We start from the raw sequence: 14,531 nt of genomic DNA on the forward strand, positions 1-14,531 counted from the left end.
CCCTTGCCCATTCCCGTCGATATGTCCGGCCAGGAGGCGCGTTTCCCTGGGAGCCTGGGGCAGGAACGGCCTCCGGGGGACGAGCGCGGCTCGCAACGGGAAGACGGCATGGATGCAGCCGTACAGGGCTTGGGGATGACGACCCTCCAGTCGCGGCAGGACACAGAGAGGGCCGCGCGACCGGCGGCGCCGGACGAGGAGGCCCTGTCCCGGCGCGCGCTGGAGGGGGAGCGGGCCGCGTGGGACGCGCTCATCGCGCGGCACCAGCGCCGGGTGGTGGTGTCCCTGCTCGCGAAGGGCATCCGGGTGGACCGGGCCCAGGAGCTGGCGCAGGAGACGTGGGCGCGCCTCATCCAGCAGCAGCAGCGGGGCCTGCTCACGGAGCTGCGGCTGCCGGCGCTCGCGCTCACCCAGGCGGCGTTCCTCGCGTCGGATGACGCCCGCCGCATGCGGCGCGAGTCGGTGGACGGCACGCTGGAGGACCTCCCGGAGCGGCAGCAGCCGGTGGACCCCGCGCAGTCCGCGGAGAAGCGCCTGATGTCGGAGGAGCGGCTCGCCCGGGCCCGGGACGCGCTGGAGCAGGTGTCTCCGGGCGCGCGAAACGTCTTCCTCCTGGCCTGTGACGGCCAGGGACTTCCCCATGCAGAAGTCGCCTCCCGCGTCGGGCTGTCCGTCCAGCGCGTGCGACAGATTTTGTGCGAGGTCCGCAAGAAGCTGCGCACCGCGCTCGAAGAGGAACAACCATGATCAGCCCCACGCCCCACCTCACCCGCGACCGCACGGAGCAGTACCTGCTGGGCGCGCTGCCGCCCGAAGCCGAGGCGGAGCTGGAGGCCCACACGCTCACGTGCGAGCCGTGCGCGCGGCTGCTCCAGGAGGAGGCCCTGCTGGAGGAGCAGCTGTACGAAGTCGCCGCCGCCACGCCGCGCGACGCTGTCGTGGTGCGCCCCGCGCGCTGGCACCGTCCGGCCGCCGTCGCCGCGGCGCTGGTCGCGGTGGCGGCCTCCGTGTTCCTGATGCTGCGGTCCGGAGGGGAAACCGTCTCTCCGTCCGAGACGCCCGTGGAGGCACCGGTCTTCGCGGTGCAGGACACGCCGGTTGAGGATGACGAGGCGCCCCGGGACATCGTGGTCGCGTGCCCGGACCTGGCCACGCAGGAGCACTGCCTCAAGTCCGCGAGCGCGCGCGGGTTGCTCGTGTATCACCCCGGTGGACAGGGCGAGGTCCCCCGCTACGACGCGTCCAGCGGGCTGACCCAGGTGGCGCTGAGCTCGCGCCCGGCCGCGCTGTGAGGACTACCGTGATGACGCTCCGAACCCGCCTCCCCGGCCTGCTGCTCGCGCTCTGGACGCCCCTCGCGGCGGCCCAGACTCCGCCCGCCGTCGCGACGACGGCGCTCACGTCCACCGCGACGGCCGCGTCCGAGGCGACGGCGCCGAAGGCGAGCCCGACGTCCTCGGGCGCGAAGACAGCCGCGACAGCCAGGCCCGATACCTCGGCGCCGAAGGCGAGCCTGCCCCCGCCCACCAGTGCTCCAGCGCCCAGGCCCGGCGCGGAGGTGGCTTCCGTCACGACCGCCCCCGCCGCGTCCACGCCGCAATCAAGCGCGACGGCCCCGGCCACATCCGGCGGCATGCCCGCCGCGCCGGATGCCACGCGGACGAAGCTGCCGCAGGGCTGGTACGTCACCGAGAGCGCGCCCCAGCACTACGAGGCGGGCGTGGATGAAGCCTCCCCGTGCGAGGGCACGCGCAGCGCCTTCCTGCGCTCGCGCACGCAGGCCACGGACAGCTTCGGCACCTTCATGCAGGCCTTCAGCGCGCAGGACTTCCGGGGCAAGCGCCTGCGCTTCTCCGCGGCCGTGCGCCACCAGGACGTGAAGGGCTGGGCGGGGCTGTGGATGCGCGTGGAGGGCGCGGACCCCAAGCAGCCGCTCGCCTTCGACAACATGCAGGCGCGCGCCCTGGTGGGCACCCACGACTGCAAGCGCTACGACGTGGTGCTGGACGTGCCCAAGGAGGCCACCTCCATCATGGCGGGCCTCATCATGAGCGGCACCGGCCAGGCGTGGCTCGGCGGCGTGCGCTTCGAGACGGTGGACGCGTCGGTGAAGACCACGGACCTGCTCGCCACCCCGCAGCCCCTGCCCTCCGGCCCCCAGGGCCTGGAGGATGGCCCCCGGCCCAAGGCGAACACGCCCCTGGGCAGGGTCGGCACCGCCTGGTTCGACACGCAGCGCGTGCAGACGGCGACGCCGCTCATGCTCGGCAAGGGCCCCTCATGGAAGGGCGAATTCGGCGACGAGCTCTTCGAGCACGGCATCGAGGTGAACGGCACCTACGAGCGGCGGGACCTTTCGGTGAAGGTGCGCGCTGGCGGCTCCGCCACCCTCATCGAGGGCACCTGGGGCGGAGAACCGCTGTTCATCCGGCTCGCGTCGGACTCGCTCCGCATCCGCTGGGGCGTCGACGACCAGCGCTTCGAACGGGACCTGGCTGCTCCCACGCAGCAGGGATGCAACGCGTACCGGCAGACCACGGGGCGCTTCGAACGGCAGTGGCTGGAGGTGTGCGGCGTGGCGCTCGCCACCCGGCCGCCTCTCACGCAGCTCGTGGCGGCGTTCCTGTCCGGTGGCGTGCGGGCCGGAGCCTCGCGAGGCCCCCTCCCCATGCCCAGGCTGCCGGTGCGCTCGGCCCAGCCGTACGACTCGTCCGGCCGGAACGTGCCCTCCTCCCAGCTCCAGTGAGGCAGAGCGAAGGCGGAAGGCTCCCACCTTCCGCCGCTCCGCGCTTCACTCAGAACGCGAAGTCGCGCTCCAGCGTCTCCTGCCCGGCCTGCACCGTGAGGTGGGCCGCGTGCGCGCCGGTGGCCGCCGCCGTGGACAGGTCGAAGGACAGCCCCTCCGGTCCCTGCGTCGGCTTGAGCGACGGACGCCCGGGCGACAGGAACACGGCGGCCGTCACGGCGCGCGTGCCCAGGGGCTGAACCAGAAGCCGCACCCGCTGACGCTCGCGAACCAGCACCACGCGGAAGTCGCGCCGCTCCTCCAGCACCTCGCGGTGCTCCGGCAGGCGGGCCGCGCTGGGGCGCCGGGCCACGTCCGCGCGGGAGTCGCGCGTCGCGCGCGGAACCTGCGCGCCTTCCTCATCCAATTCCAGCGCCTCGTCGATGGCGGCGTCGCCCTCTTCCAGCGCCAGCACGGCCTGGGCGCACTCGCCGCAGCCGGCCGTGTGGGCCTCCACGCGCTCGCGCTCCTCGCGGCTCATCTCGCCGGAGTCCAGCCGCCACAGCTCGTCATCCGTGAGGTGGCGGCGCGGGGGCGTGTCCACCACCGCCGTGTCCGCCCGGTCCGCGCGACAGCTGGCGCAGTCCTTCAGGTGCTCCGGGTCCTTCATGGGGCGGCCCGTCCAGGACGCCACCAGGTCATCACAGCTGGCCCTCGCGGAGAACCACCAGGCGCCGGGGCGCTCCACGGGGTCCAGCAGGTCGCGCTCGGCGCGGCGCTCGGTGTTGAGCGGGATGAACCAGCGCGCCCGGGAGCGCAGCGAGGAGTCCAGGTGCCCCAGCGCCCCGAGAAAGCGCTCACGAGCGGCGCTCGCGTCCCCGTCCAGCGGGCCCTTCAACATCTCCCAGGTGACGAGCGCGCGGGCGGCGGAGGCGGCCCGGTCCCGGGCGGCCAGTCCTTCCAGCGCGGACGCGCGCCACAGCTCCGCCTCTTCACCCTCCTCGCCCAGCGCCACCTCCATCGACTCCTCGGCGGCACGCAGGAGCAACGGCTGGAGCGCCTGCGGTTTCTGCTGGACAAGCCAGGCTTCCACTTCGGGGCGGCCCAGGCCCTTCAAGGCCTCTTCCACCCCGTCGGTGCCGAGCCGGTCCGAGCGGCGCAGCACATCCCCCACCACCTCCAACAGCTCACCCACCGAGAGGGGGCCCGCGCCCAGGCGCGCGTACCGGGCCTGGTAGCGGGACAGCGCGTCGCCCTTCATCGCGACATCCCGGGCGAGGCGGAGGACATCATGCCCCCGCGAGACGTCACGACGGCTCCTCCGGCAGTCCGTCCCGCTGCAACTCCAGCAGGTACAAACGCAGGTATGCCTGGGCGCGGCTGACGCGCTTGTACGAGTTCACCACGCTGATGTTCAAACGACGTGCGCATTCCTCGTGATCCTCCACGTCCTCGTGGTGATAGAGCTCCCATGCGGAAGCCTCCTTTGGATGCTCCTGCTGGAGCCTGGCGTAGGCGGCCCAATACAGTTCCTGCGCCTCGGCGCGCTCTTCGCGACGCCGTGCGCCCTCCACCGCCCGGGCCACCTCGGACGGGGTCTCTTCCATGACGTCGTCGGGCGACACCGGCGCGGGCGCCAGCTCCTCCCGGTGCCGCCGGTAGAAGTCGATGGCGACGTGCTTGACGATGCGCAGGAAGAACGTCTTGGGAGACGCGCTCCTGCCCGGCATCTGCTCGGACACACCCCGGAACTGATCCAGGCCCCGGTCGAGGAACTTCCCCACCGCGTCCTGGAAGAGCTCGTCGGCGTCCGCCGGCGAACCCCGTCCGTAGCTGCCCTGAATCCGGCCAATGACGTAACGGGCCGGGCGCGCCCACCGCGCGCACAAGGCCCCCAACGGAGTCCCGATGGCCTCGCCTGTGGCGCGCCGCCGGGTCACCTCCGCGAACAATTCCTCATCCGTGAGCTGCTCGTACACCGGAAGACCCTGGAGGCTGTCCCGGGAGGTCCTCGTCCCGAGAGGTTGGGTTACGGGGATGTGGCGCGGCAAATTAACACGTTGCATCCGCGAACAGCCTCCGACTGGTTACCAGAACGCCCGACTCCGGCCCTCCGCGTTTCCTGACACGCTTTTTTCAGAAGCCCGCGGATGACGCGGCGGGTCGCCTCCATGGAGGCCTGGGCAGACTCCTAAGGTCCCGGAAGAAGGCCCGAAAATGGCGCCGTCAGGATTCCGGCCAGGGGGGCGTCCAGGGGCGCATCGCTTTCGAGCGCCCGGCCGAAGAGGCCCTACACGCCGTGGTTCGACTCCACCCCTCCGCTCGCAAGGCGGGGGGCCCGCCGACGGTCCGGCACTGAACTCTGGATTCAGCCTTCCGGCTTCCTCACTCGGGCGCTCACTTTTTCCCTCTCATCTCCAGGCAGCCCTTCCGGGCATGCCTCTGTCCCGAAAGGGGGACGACCGCCATGACCGCTCGCACCCAGACGACCCTTCCGGAGACGCAGCGAGGACCGGCCGAGCGCCTGCTCGACGTGGTGCTCGGTGGCTCCGCCCATCTGTGGCACCACCGCCCTGGCCTGGACGTGAACGGCACCTGGGTGGCCGTCGCCGGTGCGGACGCGAAGGCCTTGTCGCGCGGCCGCAAGGCGGCGCCCGGCCTGTTCGTGCCCGCCGCGGTGAAGCTGTACGGCCAGCTGCTGGAGCTCTACCGCCTCAACCCGACGCTGATGGCGCACTTCGCGTCGTACGCGCTGACGCAGACGGACTGGCGCGACCTGAAGGTGGCCACCTGCGCGCTGATGCTGGTGCAGGAGCATGCGGGCCAGCCCGTGCGCGACGGCCAGGGCGCCATCGCCTTCCACGACGACGACTACCGCTCCATCGGCGAGGCCATGGTGCTGCACTACGTGCGCCGCTCCACGCGGATGCTCACGCCCAAGGCCGTGCTGCGCGTGGCGGAGCTGTTGGAGACGCCGGAGATCGCGCGCCTCAACCGCGCCGCGGGCTTCGGTGATCCGGCGTCTCGCAAGCCGCCCCTGGGCCGCTGGAAGCGCGTGGCCCAGAAGTGGCTGGCCGCGCGTGAGGCGAACCTGCCCATGCTCCAGGGCCTGGTGAAGGCGGGCTACAAGGAGACGCTGAAGAAGCTGGCGCGCAAGGCGGGCTACAAGCCCCAGTCGCAGGGCTTCTTCGAGGTGCTCGGCTGGAAGCAGAAGCAGGCGGACGGCGGCCACCGGCAGGTGGGGCTGCACGGGCTCACGCTGGTGAAGCGCGAGCGCTTCGACGGCCTCTCCGAGGCGGAGATCTGCGAGTGGATTGAACTGGAGCGCCTCTCCTACAAGGAGGTCGTGGGCCGGCTGCCGAAGGACGTGGGCCTCACGCCCGCCATCCTGGCCACGCTGCTGCCGTCGTTGTCGGACCGCGACCTGCGGCTGATGACGCCCACGCTGGAGGACCTGGGCCTGTTGCAGGAGCCATCCGTGAAGGCGCGCTGGGAGCGGGCGGTGGCGAACGCCACGGATCAGCGCTCGCTGAACATCGCGAAGAACGTCCGCGGTGAGGACGTGCGTCGCAAGCTGGAGGAGGCGAGCGACAACGCGGTGAAGAAGGCGGTGGCGGAGGCGACGGCGGAGACGGACGTGCGGGTGATGTTCCTCATCGACAAGTCGGGGTCCATGGAGGGCGCCATCGAGCAGTCCAAGGAGGCGCTGTCGCGCATCCTCGCGGGCTTCCCGCTGAACAAGCTGCACGTGGCGGCGTTCGACACCATGGGCACGGTGCTGCAGCCCAAGGCGGCGAACCGCACGGCGGTGCAGCACATGCTGTCCGGGCTGAAGGCGTCCGGCGGCACGGTGCACGCGGCCGGTGTCCACGCGCTGCACCGCTCCGGGGTTCGCATCCCGGCGGAGGCGAAGCTGGTGGTGATGGTGGTGGGTGACGAAGCGGGCGAGGCGGGCGACCAGTTCGCCCGGGCCTTCCACGCGTGTGGCTACAGCGTGGCGGCCATGGCGCTGCTGGTGAGCGTGGCGGGAGCGCGCGGCAACACGGTGCGCTCGGGCGCGAAGCAGCTGGGCGTGCCGTTCAGTGAGGTGAGCGTGGGGCAGTTCGCGGACCCCTACCAGGTGCCGCGCGTGCTCCAGGCGCTGATGGACGCTCCGCGCGAGGCGGGGGCCAGCCAGTCCGGCTGGGTGGACCGGGTGATGAGCACTCCGCTGTTGAAGGTGGCGTGAAGAAGGAGGCAGGGGCGTGGACTACCGGAAGCTGCTCGGGAAGGTGGAGTCGGCGGTGCTGCCGTATTTCGGCGGCGGGACCGTGGACGCGCCTTCACGCCGCCTGCGCGTCACCCTGCCCGTCGCCCCGGGCTGGTGGCGTTTCGAAGTGAAGGGCCGCGAGGCCACCGCGCGAGAGCCGGCGTCTCCCGAAGGGATGGAGGCGCTGCCGCGCGTGCGGGGCCACATCTGGGGGACGCGGCTGGTGCGCGAGGGCGCGGTGGCGGAACCGCTGGCGTTGATGCCGGAGGAGGAGCCGCCGCGCCTGTCGCCGGTGACGGCGCGCCGCTGGCATGACGGCACGCTTCTCTTCGAGGGCATGGAGTTCGAGGGCGAGGCGGAGGAGATGGCGCGCCGAGCGCTGGAGGAGGACCGTGCGCTGGGGGACACGCGAGGCGTGAGTGCCTCGCTGCGCGCGGCGTTCGGCTTCGCGGTGCTGGAGGCGGTGTCGCGAGGCGCGGGCATCCCGTTCGCGCCCGTGGAGGCCCGTGCGCGGGTGCTCGACGTGGCGCGCGAGGGACGCGGGGAGGCGGAGCGTTGCCTGCGCCGGCTGGCCGAGGAGCGTGCGCGCTTCATCCGGATGCAGGCGGAGCTGGAGGCCCGGCGCGAAGCAGAGGCCCGTGTGCGGATGCATGAAACCGGCATGCCGGAGGTCTGGCGGGACGCGGAGGGACGCGAGCTCGGGCGGGCGTCGTCAGGGCGTGAGCGCGAACGCTGGGAGACCCTTCACGGAGAGGGAGCTCAGCCCGGCACTGCGCGGGACGCGAACGGCCGCGGGGTGACGCCGTCGGCTTACGAGCGTGAGGCGTGGGAAACACGCCGGGATGCCTCCGCGCGCAATTCAGGCCGGACGCCAGGCGCGAGGGACGGACGAAACTTCGCGCGCCAGGACCGCAGGCGCGTGGAGTCGGACGTCGGCGCGTGGGTGGAGCGCGCGCTGGACAAGGCCGGCGCGCGGCTGCTGGACCACCGCCGGCTGGGGGATGGCCTGCTCGAAGTCGTCTACACGTTCATGGGCGAGCGCTTCGTCACGGTGGTGGAAGCCGCGACGCTGCGCGTGCGCGACGCGGGCGTGTGCCTGGCGGGCGCGGACAACCGGGTCACGCTGGAGAGCCTGCCGTCGGTGCTCAAGGAAGCCATCGACACGGACGCGCTGGTCATCACCCGGCACGCCTGAAACCCGCGTGTCCGACCGGGCCCGTCCCCCACGTCGGTACGGGACATTCGGGAGGAAGAACTTCATGTCGACGACGCGCGAGGTGTGTCTGCTCATCGGACCGGAGGACCAGGTGTTGTGGGGCGACTCCTTCGACGACCCCATGGCGCTGCCGGACTCCCGCCCCCGGTGGGAAGCCATCTGGAGCCTGAGGGACACGCTGGTGGAAATCACCCACAGCCACCCGGAGGGCCCGCTGGCCTTCTCCCAGGAGGACGAAACGACCATGGCCGCGCTCCAGGCGGCGCTGGGCCGGCCGCTGCGCTTCTCCGTGGTGGCCCCCGACGGAATGGTGGTCCGCATCGGCGGCGAGGACGTGCTGGTGCGCGACGAGCCCGCGTGGGCCGCGCCGCTGCGCATCGCCTCGGGGCTGCTGTATGGCCGGCCCCGTCCCGGTCCCACCATCCTCCAGGAAGACGGCCTGCTCCTGGAGCGAGCCCACCGCAAACCGTGAGCCTCTTCCTCAGCCCGGCAGCAGGATGATGCGGGCAATCTCCGGCGGCGCGGCGACGCGCATGGGCGGCCCCACGAAGCCGCACCCGCGGCTGACGTAGAGGTGCGAGCCGCCCTGCTGGCTCAGGCCCGCGTTCTGCTCGCCCCAGATGAGATGGCCCAGCACGTTGCCAGGGAACATCTGTCCGCCGTGCGTGTGCCCTGAAATCTGGAGCCCCACGCCACGCTGGGCCACCACCTCGAAGTTGGAGGGCTGGTGCGCCAGCAACACCGACGCGCGGTCCGGCCTGAGGCCCTTCAGCGCCGCGTCCAGGTCATACCCGGCCTCACCGAGCCGGTTCGCGCTCCAGTCATCCACGCCAATGAGGTCGAAGGACGCGCCCGCGTCACCAATGGACACGGCGCGGTTGCGCAGCACGGTGATGCCCAGCCCCCGGACGAACTCCGTCCACGCCTCCACGCCGGAGTAGTAGTCGTGGTTGCCGGTGACGAAGTACGCGCCGTGCCGGGCCTTGAGCGCGCCGAAGCCGCCCACGTAGCGCCCCAGCTCCGGCACCGTGCCGTCCACCAGGTCGCCCGTCACCGCGATGAGGTCCGGCTTGAGCGCGTTGGCGCGAGCCACCAGATCGTCCACGAAGCGGCGCTGCAACACCCCGCCAATGTGGATGTCGGTGAGCTGCACCAGCGTGAAGCCCTCCAGCGCCTTGGGCAGCCCGGGCAGCCGCACCGGGATGTCGCGCACGTCTGGCGGATGGTACGCGCGCCAGGTGCCATAGGTGCTCACCGCCGCGCCCGCCACGGTGGCACCCGCCGCGAGCCCCCTGGCGAGGAAGGCCCGGCGCTCGGGCGACGGCTCCGGAAGCTTGCGCGCCTTGGCGATTACGCCCCGCACCACGTCCAGCCCCAGGGTGAACATGAGCAGGTAGAGCACCAGCCCCATCCACACCAGCAGGAGGATGCCCGTCCACCACGCCGCTTCGGAGGAGAGCCTCGCCCCCACCACCCGGGCGCCCAGGGAGCCCACCAGTCCCCCGGCGAAGAGCACCAGCCCCGCGCGGCGCAGGGCCTTGCTCGCCGTCACGTCGTGCACCAGGCGGCGGTACAGGTAGACGTGCGCCATCGCGAGCAGCGCGGTGACCGGCACGAGGAACAGCGCCATCCGGAGCCATTGGGGCATGAGGGGCCGTGTCTACCCGCGCAGGAGCTTGTCCACGAGCGCCACGTACTGCTGCTTCGCGGCGTCCTTCGCCAACCCCTTGCGGCCGGCCCACGCGTCGTACTTCGCGCGCCCCTTGATATCGAGCATGCCGGGGCGCTTGCCCTGCACGTCCCCTTCCGTGCCCTGCTTGTAGAGCGAGTACAGCTCCAGCAGCGTGTCGTTCGAAGGAGCCTTGGACAGCGTCTTCACCCGGCTCTGTGCGGCGCTGAAGTCATCATCGAGGGCCATGCGCGGTCTCCGGCAAGCGTGTGCCGGAGACCTTAACAGCCGGCCTCACATCGTCGGCAGCCAAAGGTGGCGGATGTCCTCGGGCAGTTGGGCGCTCACGTCCTCCGCCTCGCCTTCGCTGATTTGATGACGGACGGAGTCCATCACCGCGCGCACCACGGGCTCCACGGCGTCCGGATTCAAGGCCAGGTCCTCGCCCACCAGCTTCAGCAGCTCGTCGCGGCCGAACTTCGACGGGCGTGGGTCTGCGTCGTGGCGCTCGCAGCGGTGCAGCATCTCCGTCAGCCTGCGCGGCAGCTGTGCTTCAAGGTCGAGGGACTCCTCCGCCTGGATGCGTTGCTCCAGGCCGCAGAGCACGGAGACGGCCGCCTGCTGGGCGACGCTCGGGGACATGCCGCCCCGGTCGCAGAGGTGGTCGATGAAGCGGGCATACGTCTGACTGGCCCGCATCGCACTGCGCCGCGCACGCCGCTCCTCGATGGACAGCTCGCGCCGCTCCTCCGCATGCTCCTCATCCTGGGTCGCGCCGGAGCGGCGCTGCGGATCACGGTCTTCAGCCATGGGGGTCCTCCCTGTCGGTCCCGGTGGGTAACAGGGTGCCCATGCCAGCCCCGGAGGGCACGTCATCGCGGACTGCTGCACTGTCCGCCGGCTGCCTGACTGCTAGGCGGCCACGCGCCGGACGTAGGTGTCCCAGAGGGCGCCGAAGAAGAAGCCGCCGAAGCGGGCCAGGGCCTCCGCCCGCTGCACGCTGTCCCGGGCGTTGAGCACGCGCAGGGTGGTGAGCTGGCGCGCGAACTCCTCCGCGGACAGCCGCAGGAAGCCCCGGCCCATGCACGGCGCCTCCGGGCCATCCCCGCGGTGCAGGGACACGAACAACGTCGTGGTGTCCTTCCACAGGTCCAGGCCCGGGTCGTCGTAGAGGTCCTTGTAGCCCTCCAGGTAGTACGCCTCGCCGGCCTCGCTGAGCAGGTGCAGCAGGTACTCCATCCGTTGGCCGCCCGGCCGAGCGTGCTCGCGGGTCATCAGGCGCAGCTCGCCGCGCGTCACCACCAGCGGGCGGGACGACAGCACCGGCGCCGTCACCGTGCCCATCAACTTCAAGGGGTGGCGCTCGTCGCGCAGCGTCGCGTTCAGGTCCTCGGCCGTCACGGTGAGCACGAAGCGCAGGGGCGTGGCGTCGTCGCGCTCCGGGTCGCCGGCCTCCAGGTGCGGGGCCTTCACGTCACCGGACAGGAACCCGTGCATCGTCTCCGTGAAGCGCACGCCCACGGGCCCGGGGGCCTGGGGCGCCGAGGCCTCCGGCAGCGGAGCGTAGTCGATGGTCCACCCGTGGCGCCGGGCCATCAGGGCGCAGGCGCGCTCGGCGACGGCGGAGATGGTGAGCAGGGGGTTGATGCCCAGCGAGCGAGGCACCACGGAGCCATCGGACACGTACAGCCCCTCATGCACCGCGTGGCCGGAGGCACCGGAGAAGACGCGCCCCTCGTGGTCCACCACCCCGTCCTCCGCCCGTTCGGCCATGACACAGCCGCCCAGCGGGTGCGTGCACAGGAGTTCCTTGCCGAAGGCCTCGGACCAGAGCGGGTAGCGCACGAAGGTGCCGCCCAGCGCGGCGGTGGCCCGGCGTAGGCGCTCCTCGATGCGGGTGAGCTGCGGGTCGCGGCCGGCGTCCGGCCAGTGCAGGCGCACGCGGTCGTGCTCCAGCCGCAGCTCGCCCTTGCCCTCGTCGTGCGACATCACCATCAGCGTCTGCGTGTGCTCCACCGCGCCGTGGTCCGGCCCGCGCACGAAGCTGTCCGCCTGGCGCAGCCGCTCCTGGACCCAGTCCAGGATGCCTTCGTCGGTGTCCTCGCCCACCAGCGCCGCGGCCCCCGCGAGCGCCGCGGGCATCAGCGACGCGAGCGCGCCGGGGATGACGCCCTCCTCGATGATCATCCCCTCGTCCAGCCGCGCGGTGTCGCGCTGGTCGATGACGCCCGCGATGCAGGGCCCCACCGGGTCGCGCGTCTCATGGTTCTGCTCGCCGTGGCCCACGCCGTGGACGCGCATGTCCAGGTTGTAGCCGAAGGCCAGCACGTCGCCGTTGCTGCTGAAGCGGTGGCCCAGCTTCGAGGACACAGGAAGGCCGAGCTCGCGCGAGCGCAGCAGGATTTCCGCCGTACCCATGGTGCCGGCCGCCAGGACGACGTGGTCCGCGGTGAGCCAGGCGTCGGGCGCGTCGAAGCGCTCGCGGCCCGTGTTGAGGGGGCGGTAGTAGACGCGCCACTTCCCACCGTCCGGCACCACCGCGCGCACCGACACCTCGGTGAAGATGCGGGCCCCGTGCGCGTGCGCGTCCGGCAGATAGTTCATCAGCACGGTGTTCTTCGCGCCGGTGTTGCAGCCCGTGGCGCAGTCACCGCACAGCGAGCACCCCGGCTGCCGCACGCCCGCGGCGTTGACGCCCGCCTCGAACGTCACCGCCACCGGAGGCCGCGTCAGCCGTCCGCCCAGCTTCTCCGCGGAGATGCCGAACGTCTTGAGCTTCTGCAGCGGCGGGTGGTCCTCCGGGTACGGCAGGGGCCGCAGCATCAACTCCGCGTGCGCGAAGCCGTCCTCCAGCAGGCCGTGCACGTCGGCGCGCAGGGCCTGGGGCCAGCGAGGGTCCTCGAACACGCGGGGGTCGGGCCGCATCGTCACGCCCGCGTTGATGAGCGACGTGCCGCCCAGGCCGCAGCCGTCGATGACGGACACGTCACCGTTGCGGTGGACCTCGATGAGGCCGGTGGGGCTGCCCACGTCCAGGTCGCCCTGGCCCGGGGCGCAGTGGAGCTGGAACTCGGCCACCGCCTGCGCGGGCGTGCGAGGCATCTCCCCCGGGTGCATCTCCCGGCCGCGCTCCAGCACGCACACCTGTTGCCCCGCGCGCGACAGCCGGCTGGCGGTGATGCCTCCGCCGTAGCCCGACCCCACGACGACCACGGGGTAGTGGGATGCCAGCTCACTCCACGGGGATGACAGCCTGCGCATGCTCACCTCTGGCGGCCTGACGGGCCGCCTTTTCCAGATGCCGCCTTTTATTCCCCACCGCTGACGTCAGGGACGGCGGGCCGCATGCTGCGCGGTTCAACGGCGCGGATCCACTCCGCGTCCGTCCCGGGCCCCTGACCTCTCGCCCGGACAGCGGGCGGACAACCGGGCAGGTCGCTTCTGCCGGTCAGACGCCAAGGGCGCGCATCCTTGAGAGGAAATCCGCCGGAGCCCCCGCCCGCCCGACAGACTCAAAACCTGTCCGACTGTCGGACCAGTTCGTCCGGCACGCCGCCGACAGGGAGGCTCGAAAGGGTTCTCGCCTTCTCAACCGGTGGACAGACGTCCGGTCCGAAGGCCTAGAAGAAGCGGCGCACCACCCAGGCGCCCAGGCTGAGCAGCACGGAGATGAGGAACATGGAGGCCAGCGGCGCGTAGACGCGTGTGTTGCCGCTCTCCACGCGGATGTCCCCGGGCAGCCGGCCGAACCAGGAGAAGGCGCCGGCCCACACCAGCAGGCCCACGACGGCGAGCCCCAGGCCCGCCACCACCAGCATCAACCCCTCGGATTTCATCCGGGACTCCCCTCCTCCAGCTCCGCGGCCTCGCCACCCGCGCGGCGGAAGGCGTTCACCAGCCGGTGCGCGTGGCGCGTCGTCTCCGGCTCGCGGTAGCGGGGGCTTGCCTTCAACACCCACTCCACGGCGGTGTCCAGGTCCATGCGGTGGCCGGGAGAGACGAACACGGGGCTGACACCCGTGCGGGTGCGGACCGCCATGCCCACCACCTCTCCCTTGTGGGTGATGGGGGACGTGGCGCCCCGTTGCTCCGCGAGCTTCCCGGGCGTGCCTACCAGCAGCGACTTGGCGCAGCCGATGGAGGGGATGTCGAACAGCAGTCCTCCGTGACAGGCAATGCCCAGCCGTCGCGGGTGCGCGGTGCCCTGGCCGTCGAAGACGAGCACGTCCGGGCGGACGGTGAGCCGTTCCCAGACGGCGGCCAGCACCGGCAGCTCGCGGAAGGACAGCAGGCCGGGGACGTAGGGGAACGTCAGCGGCGCCGTGGCCACGGTACGGGCCACCGGCTGAAGCGTCTCCGCGTCGAGCACCACCATGCCGCCATAGCCCGTGTCGTTGCCCTTCTCCGTGGAGATGTCCGCGCCGGCCAGGCGGGTGATGCGCAGGCCCGGAGGCGGTTCGAGGATGAGCTGCTCACGTAGGCGCTTCTGCAGCGCCACGGCCTCCGTGGGCGTGACGTTCCAGGGGTGCGGTGCTCGCGGTGACTCCATGCGTCTCCTCCCGTGAGCCCAACACTGTGCATCCCCCGGCCGGAAGGTGACGGCCGCTCCCCTCCCCCACGTCCAGGAGGCGACGGAGGCCGGAGCATGGCTGCTCGCGCGGCCGGGTTGTCA

At 71.9% G+C, this 14,531-nt stretch carries 14 protein-coding genes; 6 read left to right on the plus strand and 8 right to left on the minus strand.

What is annotated here, in order from left to right; all coding sequences use genetic code 11:
* The first annotated feature begins 108 nt into the window (after positions 1 to 108).
* The 3 genes from D7V77_RS18070 to D7V77_RS18080 are packed head-to-tail and all read left to right on the plus strand — an operon-like array spanning position 109 to position 2,746.
* Positions 109 to 747, plus strand: coding sequence for an RNA polymerase sigma factor (locus D7V77_RS18070; protein ID WP_120577561.1), 639 nt, complete (start codon positions 109 to 111; stop codon positions 745 to 747).
* Positions 744 to 1,292, plus strand: coding sequence for a zf-HC2 domain-containing protein (locus D7V77_RS18075; RefSeq protein ID WP_120577540.1), 549 nt, complete (start codon positions 744 to 746; stop codon positions 1,290 to 1,292). Before D7V77_RS18070 ends, D7V77_RS18075 begins: the two co-directional genes overlap by 4 nt.
* An 11-nt stretch (positions 1,293 to 1,303) precedes the next feature.
* Complete coding sequence (locus D7V77_RS18080) at positions 1,304 to 2,746, plus strand: AraC family transcriptional regulator (RefSeq protein WP_120577541.1); 1,443 nt, start codon at positions 1,304 to 1,306, stop codon at positions 2,744 to 2,746.
* A 49-nt stretch (positions 2,747 to 2,795) separates the two neighbouring features.
* Here the strand turns inward: D7V77_RS18080 and D7V77_RS18085 are convergent, their stop codons facing one another.
* Both D7V77_RS18085 and D7V77_RS18090 read right to left on the minus strand, forming a co-directional pair.
* Positions 2,796 to 3,986 carry an anti-sigma factor gene (locus D7V77_RS18085; RefSeq protein ID WP_120577542.1) on the minus strand — a complete coding sequence of 397 codons (1,191 nt, stop codon included), beginning with the start codon at positions 3,984 to 3,986 and terminating at the stop codon, positions 2,796 to 2,798.
* A gap of 46 nt (positions 3,987 to 4,032) precedes the next feature.
* Positions 4,033 to 4,704 carry an RNA polymerase sigma factor gene (locus D7V77_RS18090; protein ID WP_120577543.1) on the minus strand — a complete coding sequence of 224 codons (672 nt, stop codon included), beginning with the start codon at positions 4,702 to 4,704 and terminating at the stop codon, positions 4,033 to 4,035.
* A gap of 488 nt (positions 4,705 to 5,192) precedes the next feature.
* Here D7V77_RS18090 and D7V77_RS18095 point away from each other — a divergent pair, with 488 nt between their 5' ends.
* The 3 genes from D7V77_RS18095 (at position 5,193) to D7V77_RS18105 (ending at position 8,662) form a co-directional block, all read left to right on the plus strand.
* Positions 5,193 to 6,953 carry a VWA domain-containing protein gene (locus D7V77_RS18095; RefSeq protein ID WP_120577544.1) on the plus strand — a complete coding sequence of 587 codons (1,761 nt, stop codon included), beginning with the start codon at positions 5,193 to 5,195 and terminating at the stop codon, positions 6,951 to 6,953.
* Between the two features lie 16 nt (positions 6,954 to 6,969).
* Positions 6,970 to 8,169 (plus strand): hypothetical protein, encoded by a 1,200-nt coding sequence (locus D7V77_RS44765; RefSeq protein WP_233597077.1) that lies wholly within the window; start codon positions 6,970 to 6,972, stop codon positions 8,167 to 8,169.
* 64 nt (positions 8,170 to 8,233) lie between these two features.
* A complete protein-coding gene (locus tag D7V77_RS18105; RefSeq protein ID WP_014394351.1) occupies positions 8,234 to 8,662 on the plus strand; it encodes a Mov34/MPN/PAD-1 family protein in 429 nt (142 codons plus the stop codon).
* Positions 8,663 to 8,671: 9 nt separating this feature from the next.
* On the opposite strand, the gene D7V77_RS18110 is transcribed toward D7V77_RS18105, so the two are convergent.
* The 6 genes from D7V77_RS18110 to nfi all read right to left on the minus strand — a co-directional run bounded on the left by D7V77_RS18110 (position 8,672) and on the right by nfi (position 14,408).
* Positions 8,672 to 9,838 (minus strand): metallophosphoesterase, encoded by a 1,167-nt coding sequence (locus tag D7V77_RS18110; protein WP_120577545.1) that lies wholly within the window; start codon positions 9,836 to 9,838, stop codon positions 8,672 to 8,674.
* Positions 9,839 to 9,850: 12 nt separating this feature from the next.
* Positions 9,851 to 10,108, minus strand: coding sequence for an acyl-CoA-binding protein (locus D7V77_RS18115; RefSeq protein ID WP_014394349.1), 258 nt, complete (start codon positions 10,106 to 10,108; stop codon positions 9,851 to 9,853).
* Between the two features lie 45 nt (positions 10,109 to 10,153).
* The gene (locus D7V77_RS18120; protein WP_120577546.1) at positions 10,154 to 10,669 is read right to left on the minus strand and encodes a DUF2267 domain-containing protein; all 516 of its coding nucleotides are present in this window, start codon (positions 10,667 to 10,669) and stop codon (positions 10,154 to 10,156) included.
* 102 nt (positions 10,670 to 10,771) lie between these two features.
* Positions 10,772 to 13,120, minus strand: coding sequence for a GMC family oxidoreductase N-terminal domain-containing protein (locus tag D7V77_RS18125; RefSeq protein WP_120577547.1), 2,349 nt, complete (start codon positions 13,118 to 13,120; stop codon positions 10,772 to 10,774).
* 359 nt (positions 13,121 to 13,479) lie between these two features.
* Complete coding sequence (locus D7V77_RS18130; RefSeq protein ID WP_120577548.1) at positions 13,480 to 13,695, minus strand: DUF2905 domain-containing protein; 216 nt, start codon at positions 13,693 to 13,695, stop codon at positions 13,480 to 13,482.
* Positions 13,692 to 14,408, minus strand: a complete 717-nt coding sequence (nfi, locus tag D7V77_RS18135; protein ID WP_120577549.1) for a deoxyribonuclease V — start codon at positions 14,406 to 14,408, stop codon at positions 13,692 to 13,694. Before nfi ends, D7V77_RS18130 begins: the two co-directional genes overlap by 4 nt.
* Positions 14,409 to 14,531 lie beyond the last annotated feature (123 nt).

Source organism: Corallococcus sp. CA041A (assembly GCF_003612075.1).
Classification (GTDB): domain Bacteria; phylum Myxococcota; class Myxococcia; order Myxococcales; family Myxococcaceae; genus Corallococcus; species Corallococcus exiguus.

Bases quoted from the DNA above. Each gene is read 5' to 3' on its own strand.
- D7V77_RS18070 (WP_120577561.1), top strand. From the start codon at position 109: ATGGATGCAGCCGTACAGGGCTTGGGGATGACGACCCTCCAGTCGCGG.
- D7V77_RS18075 (WP_120577540.1), top strand. From the start codon at position 744: ATGATCAGCCCCACGCCCCACCTCACCCGCGACCGCACGGAGCAGTAC.
- D7V77_RS18080 (WP_120577541.1), top strand. From the start codon at position 1,304: ATGACGCTCCGAACCCGCCTCCCCGGCCTGCTGCTCGCGCTCTGGACG.
- D7V77_RS18085 (WP_120577542.1), bottom strand. From the start codon at position 3,986: ATGAAGGGCGACGCGCTGTCCCGCTACCAGGCCCGGTACGCGCGCCTG.
- D7V77_RS18095 (WP_120577544.1), top strand. From the start codon at position 5,193: ATGACCGCTCGCACCCAGACGACCCTTCCGGAGACGCAGCGAGGACCG.
- D7V77_RS18105 (WP_014394351.1), top strand. From the start codon at position 8,234: ATGTCGACGACGCGCGAGGTGTGTCTGCTCATCGGACCGGAGGACCAG.
- D7V77_RS18110 (WP_120577545.1), bottom strand. From the start codon at position 9,838: ATGCCCCAATGGCTCCGGATGGCGCTGTTCCTCGTGCCGGTCACCGCG.
- D7V77_RS18115 (WP_014394349.1), bottom strand. From the start codon at position 10,108: ATGGCCCTCGATGATGACTTCAGCGCCGCACAGAGCCGGGTGAAGACG.
- D7V77_RS18120 (WP_120577546.1), bottom strand. From the start codon at position 10,669: ATGGCTGAAGACCGTGATCCGCAGCGCCGCTCCGGCGCGACCCAGGAT.
- D7V77_RS18125 (WP_120577547.1), bottom strand. From the start codon at position 13,120: ATGCGCAGGCTGTCATCCCCGTGGAGTGAGCTGGCATCCCACTACCCC.
- D7V77_RS18130 (WP_120577548.1), bottom strand. From the start codon at position 13,695: ATGAAATCCGAGGGGTTGATGCTGGTGGTGGCGGGCCTGGGGCTCGCC.
- nfi (WP_120577549.1), bottom strand. From the start codon at position 14,408: ATGGAGTCACCGCGAGCACCGCACCCCTGGAACGTCACGCCCACGGAG.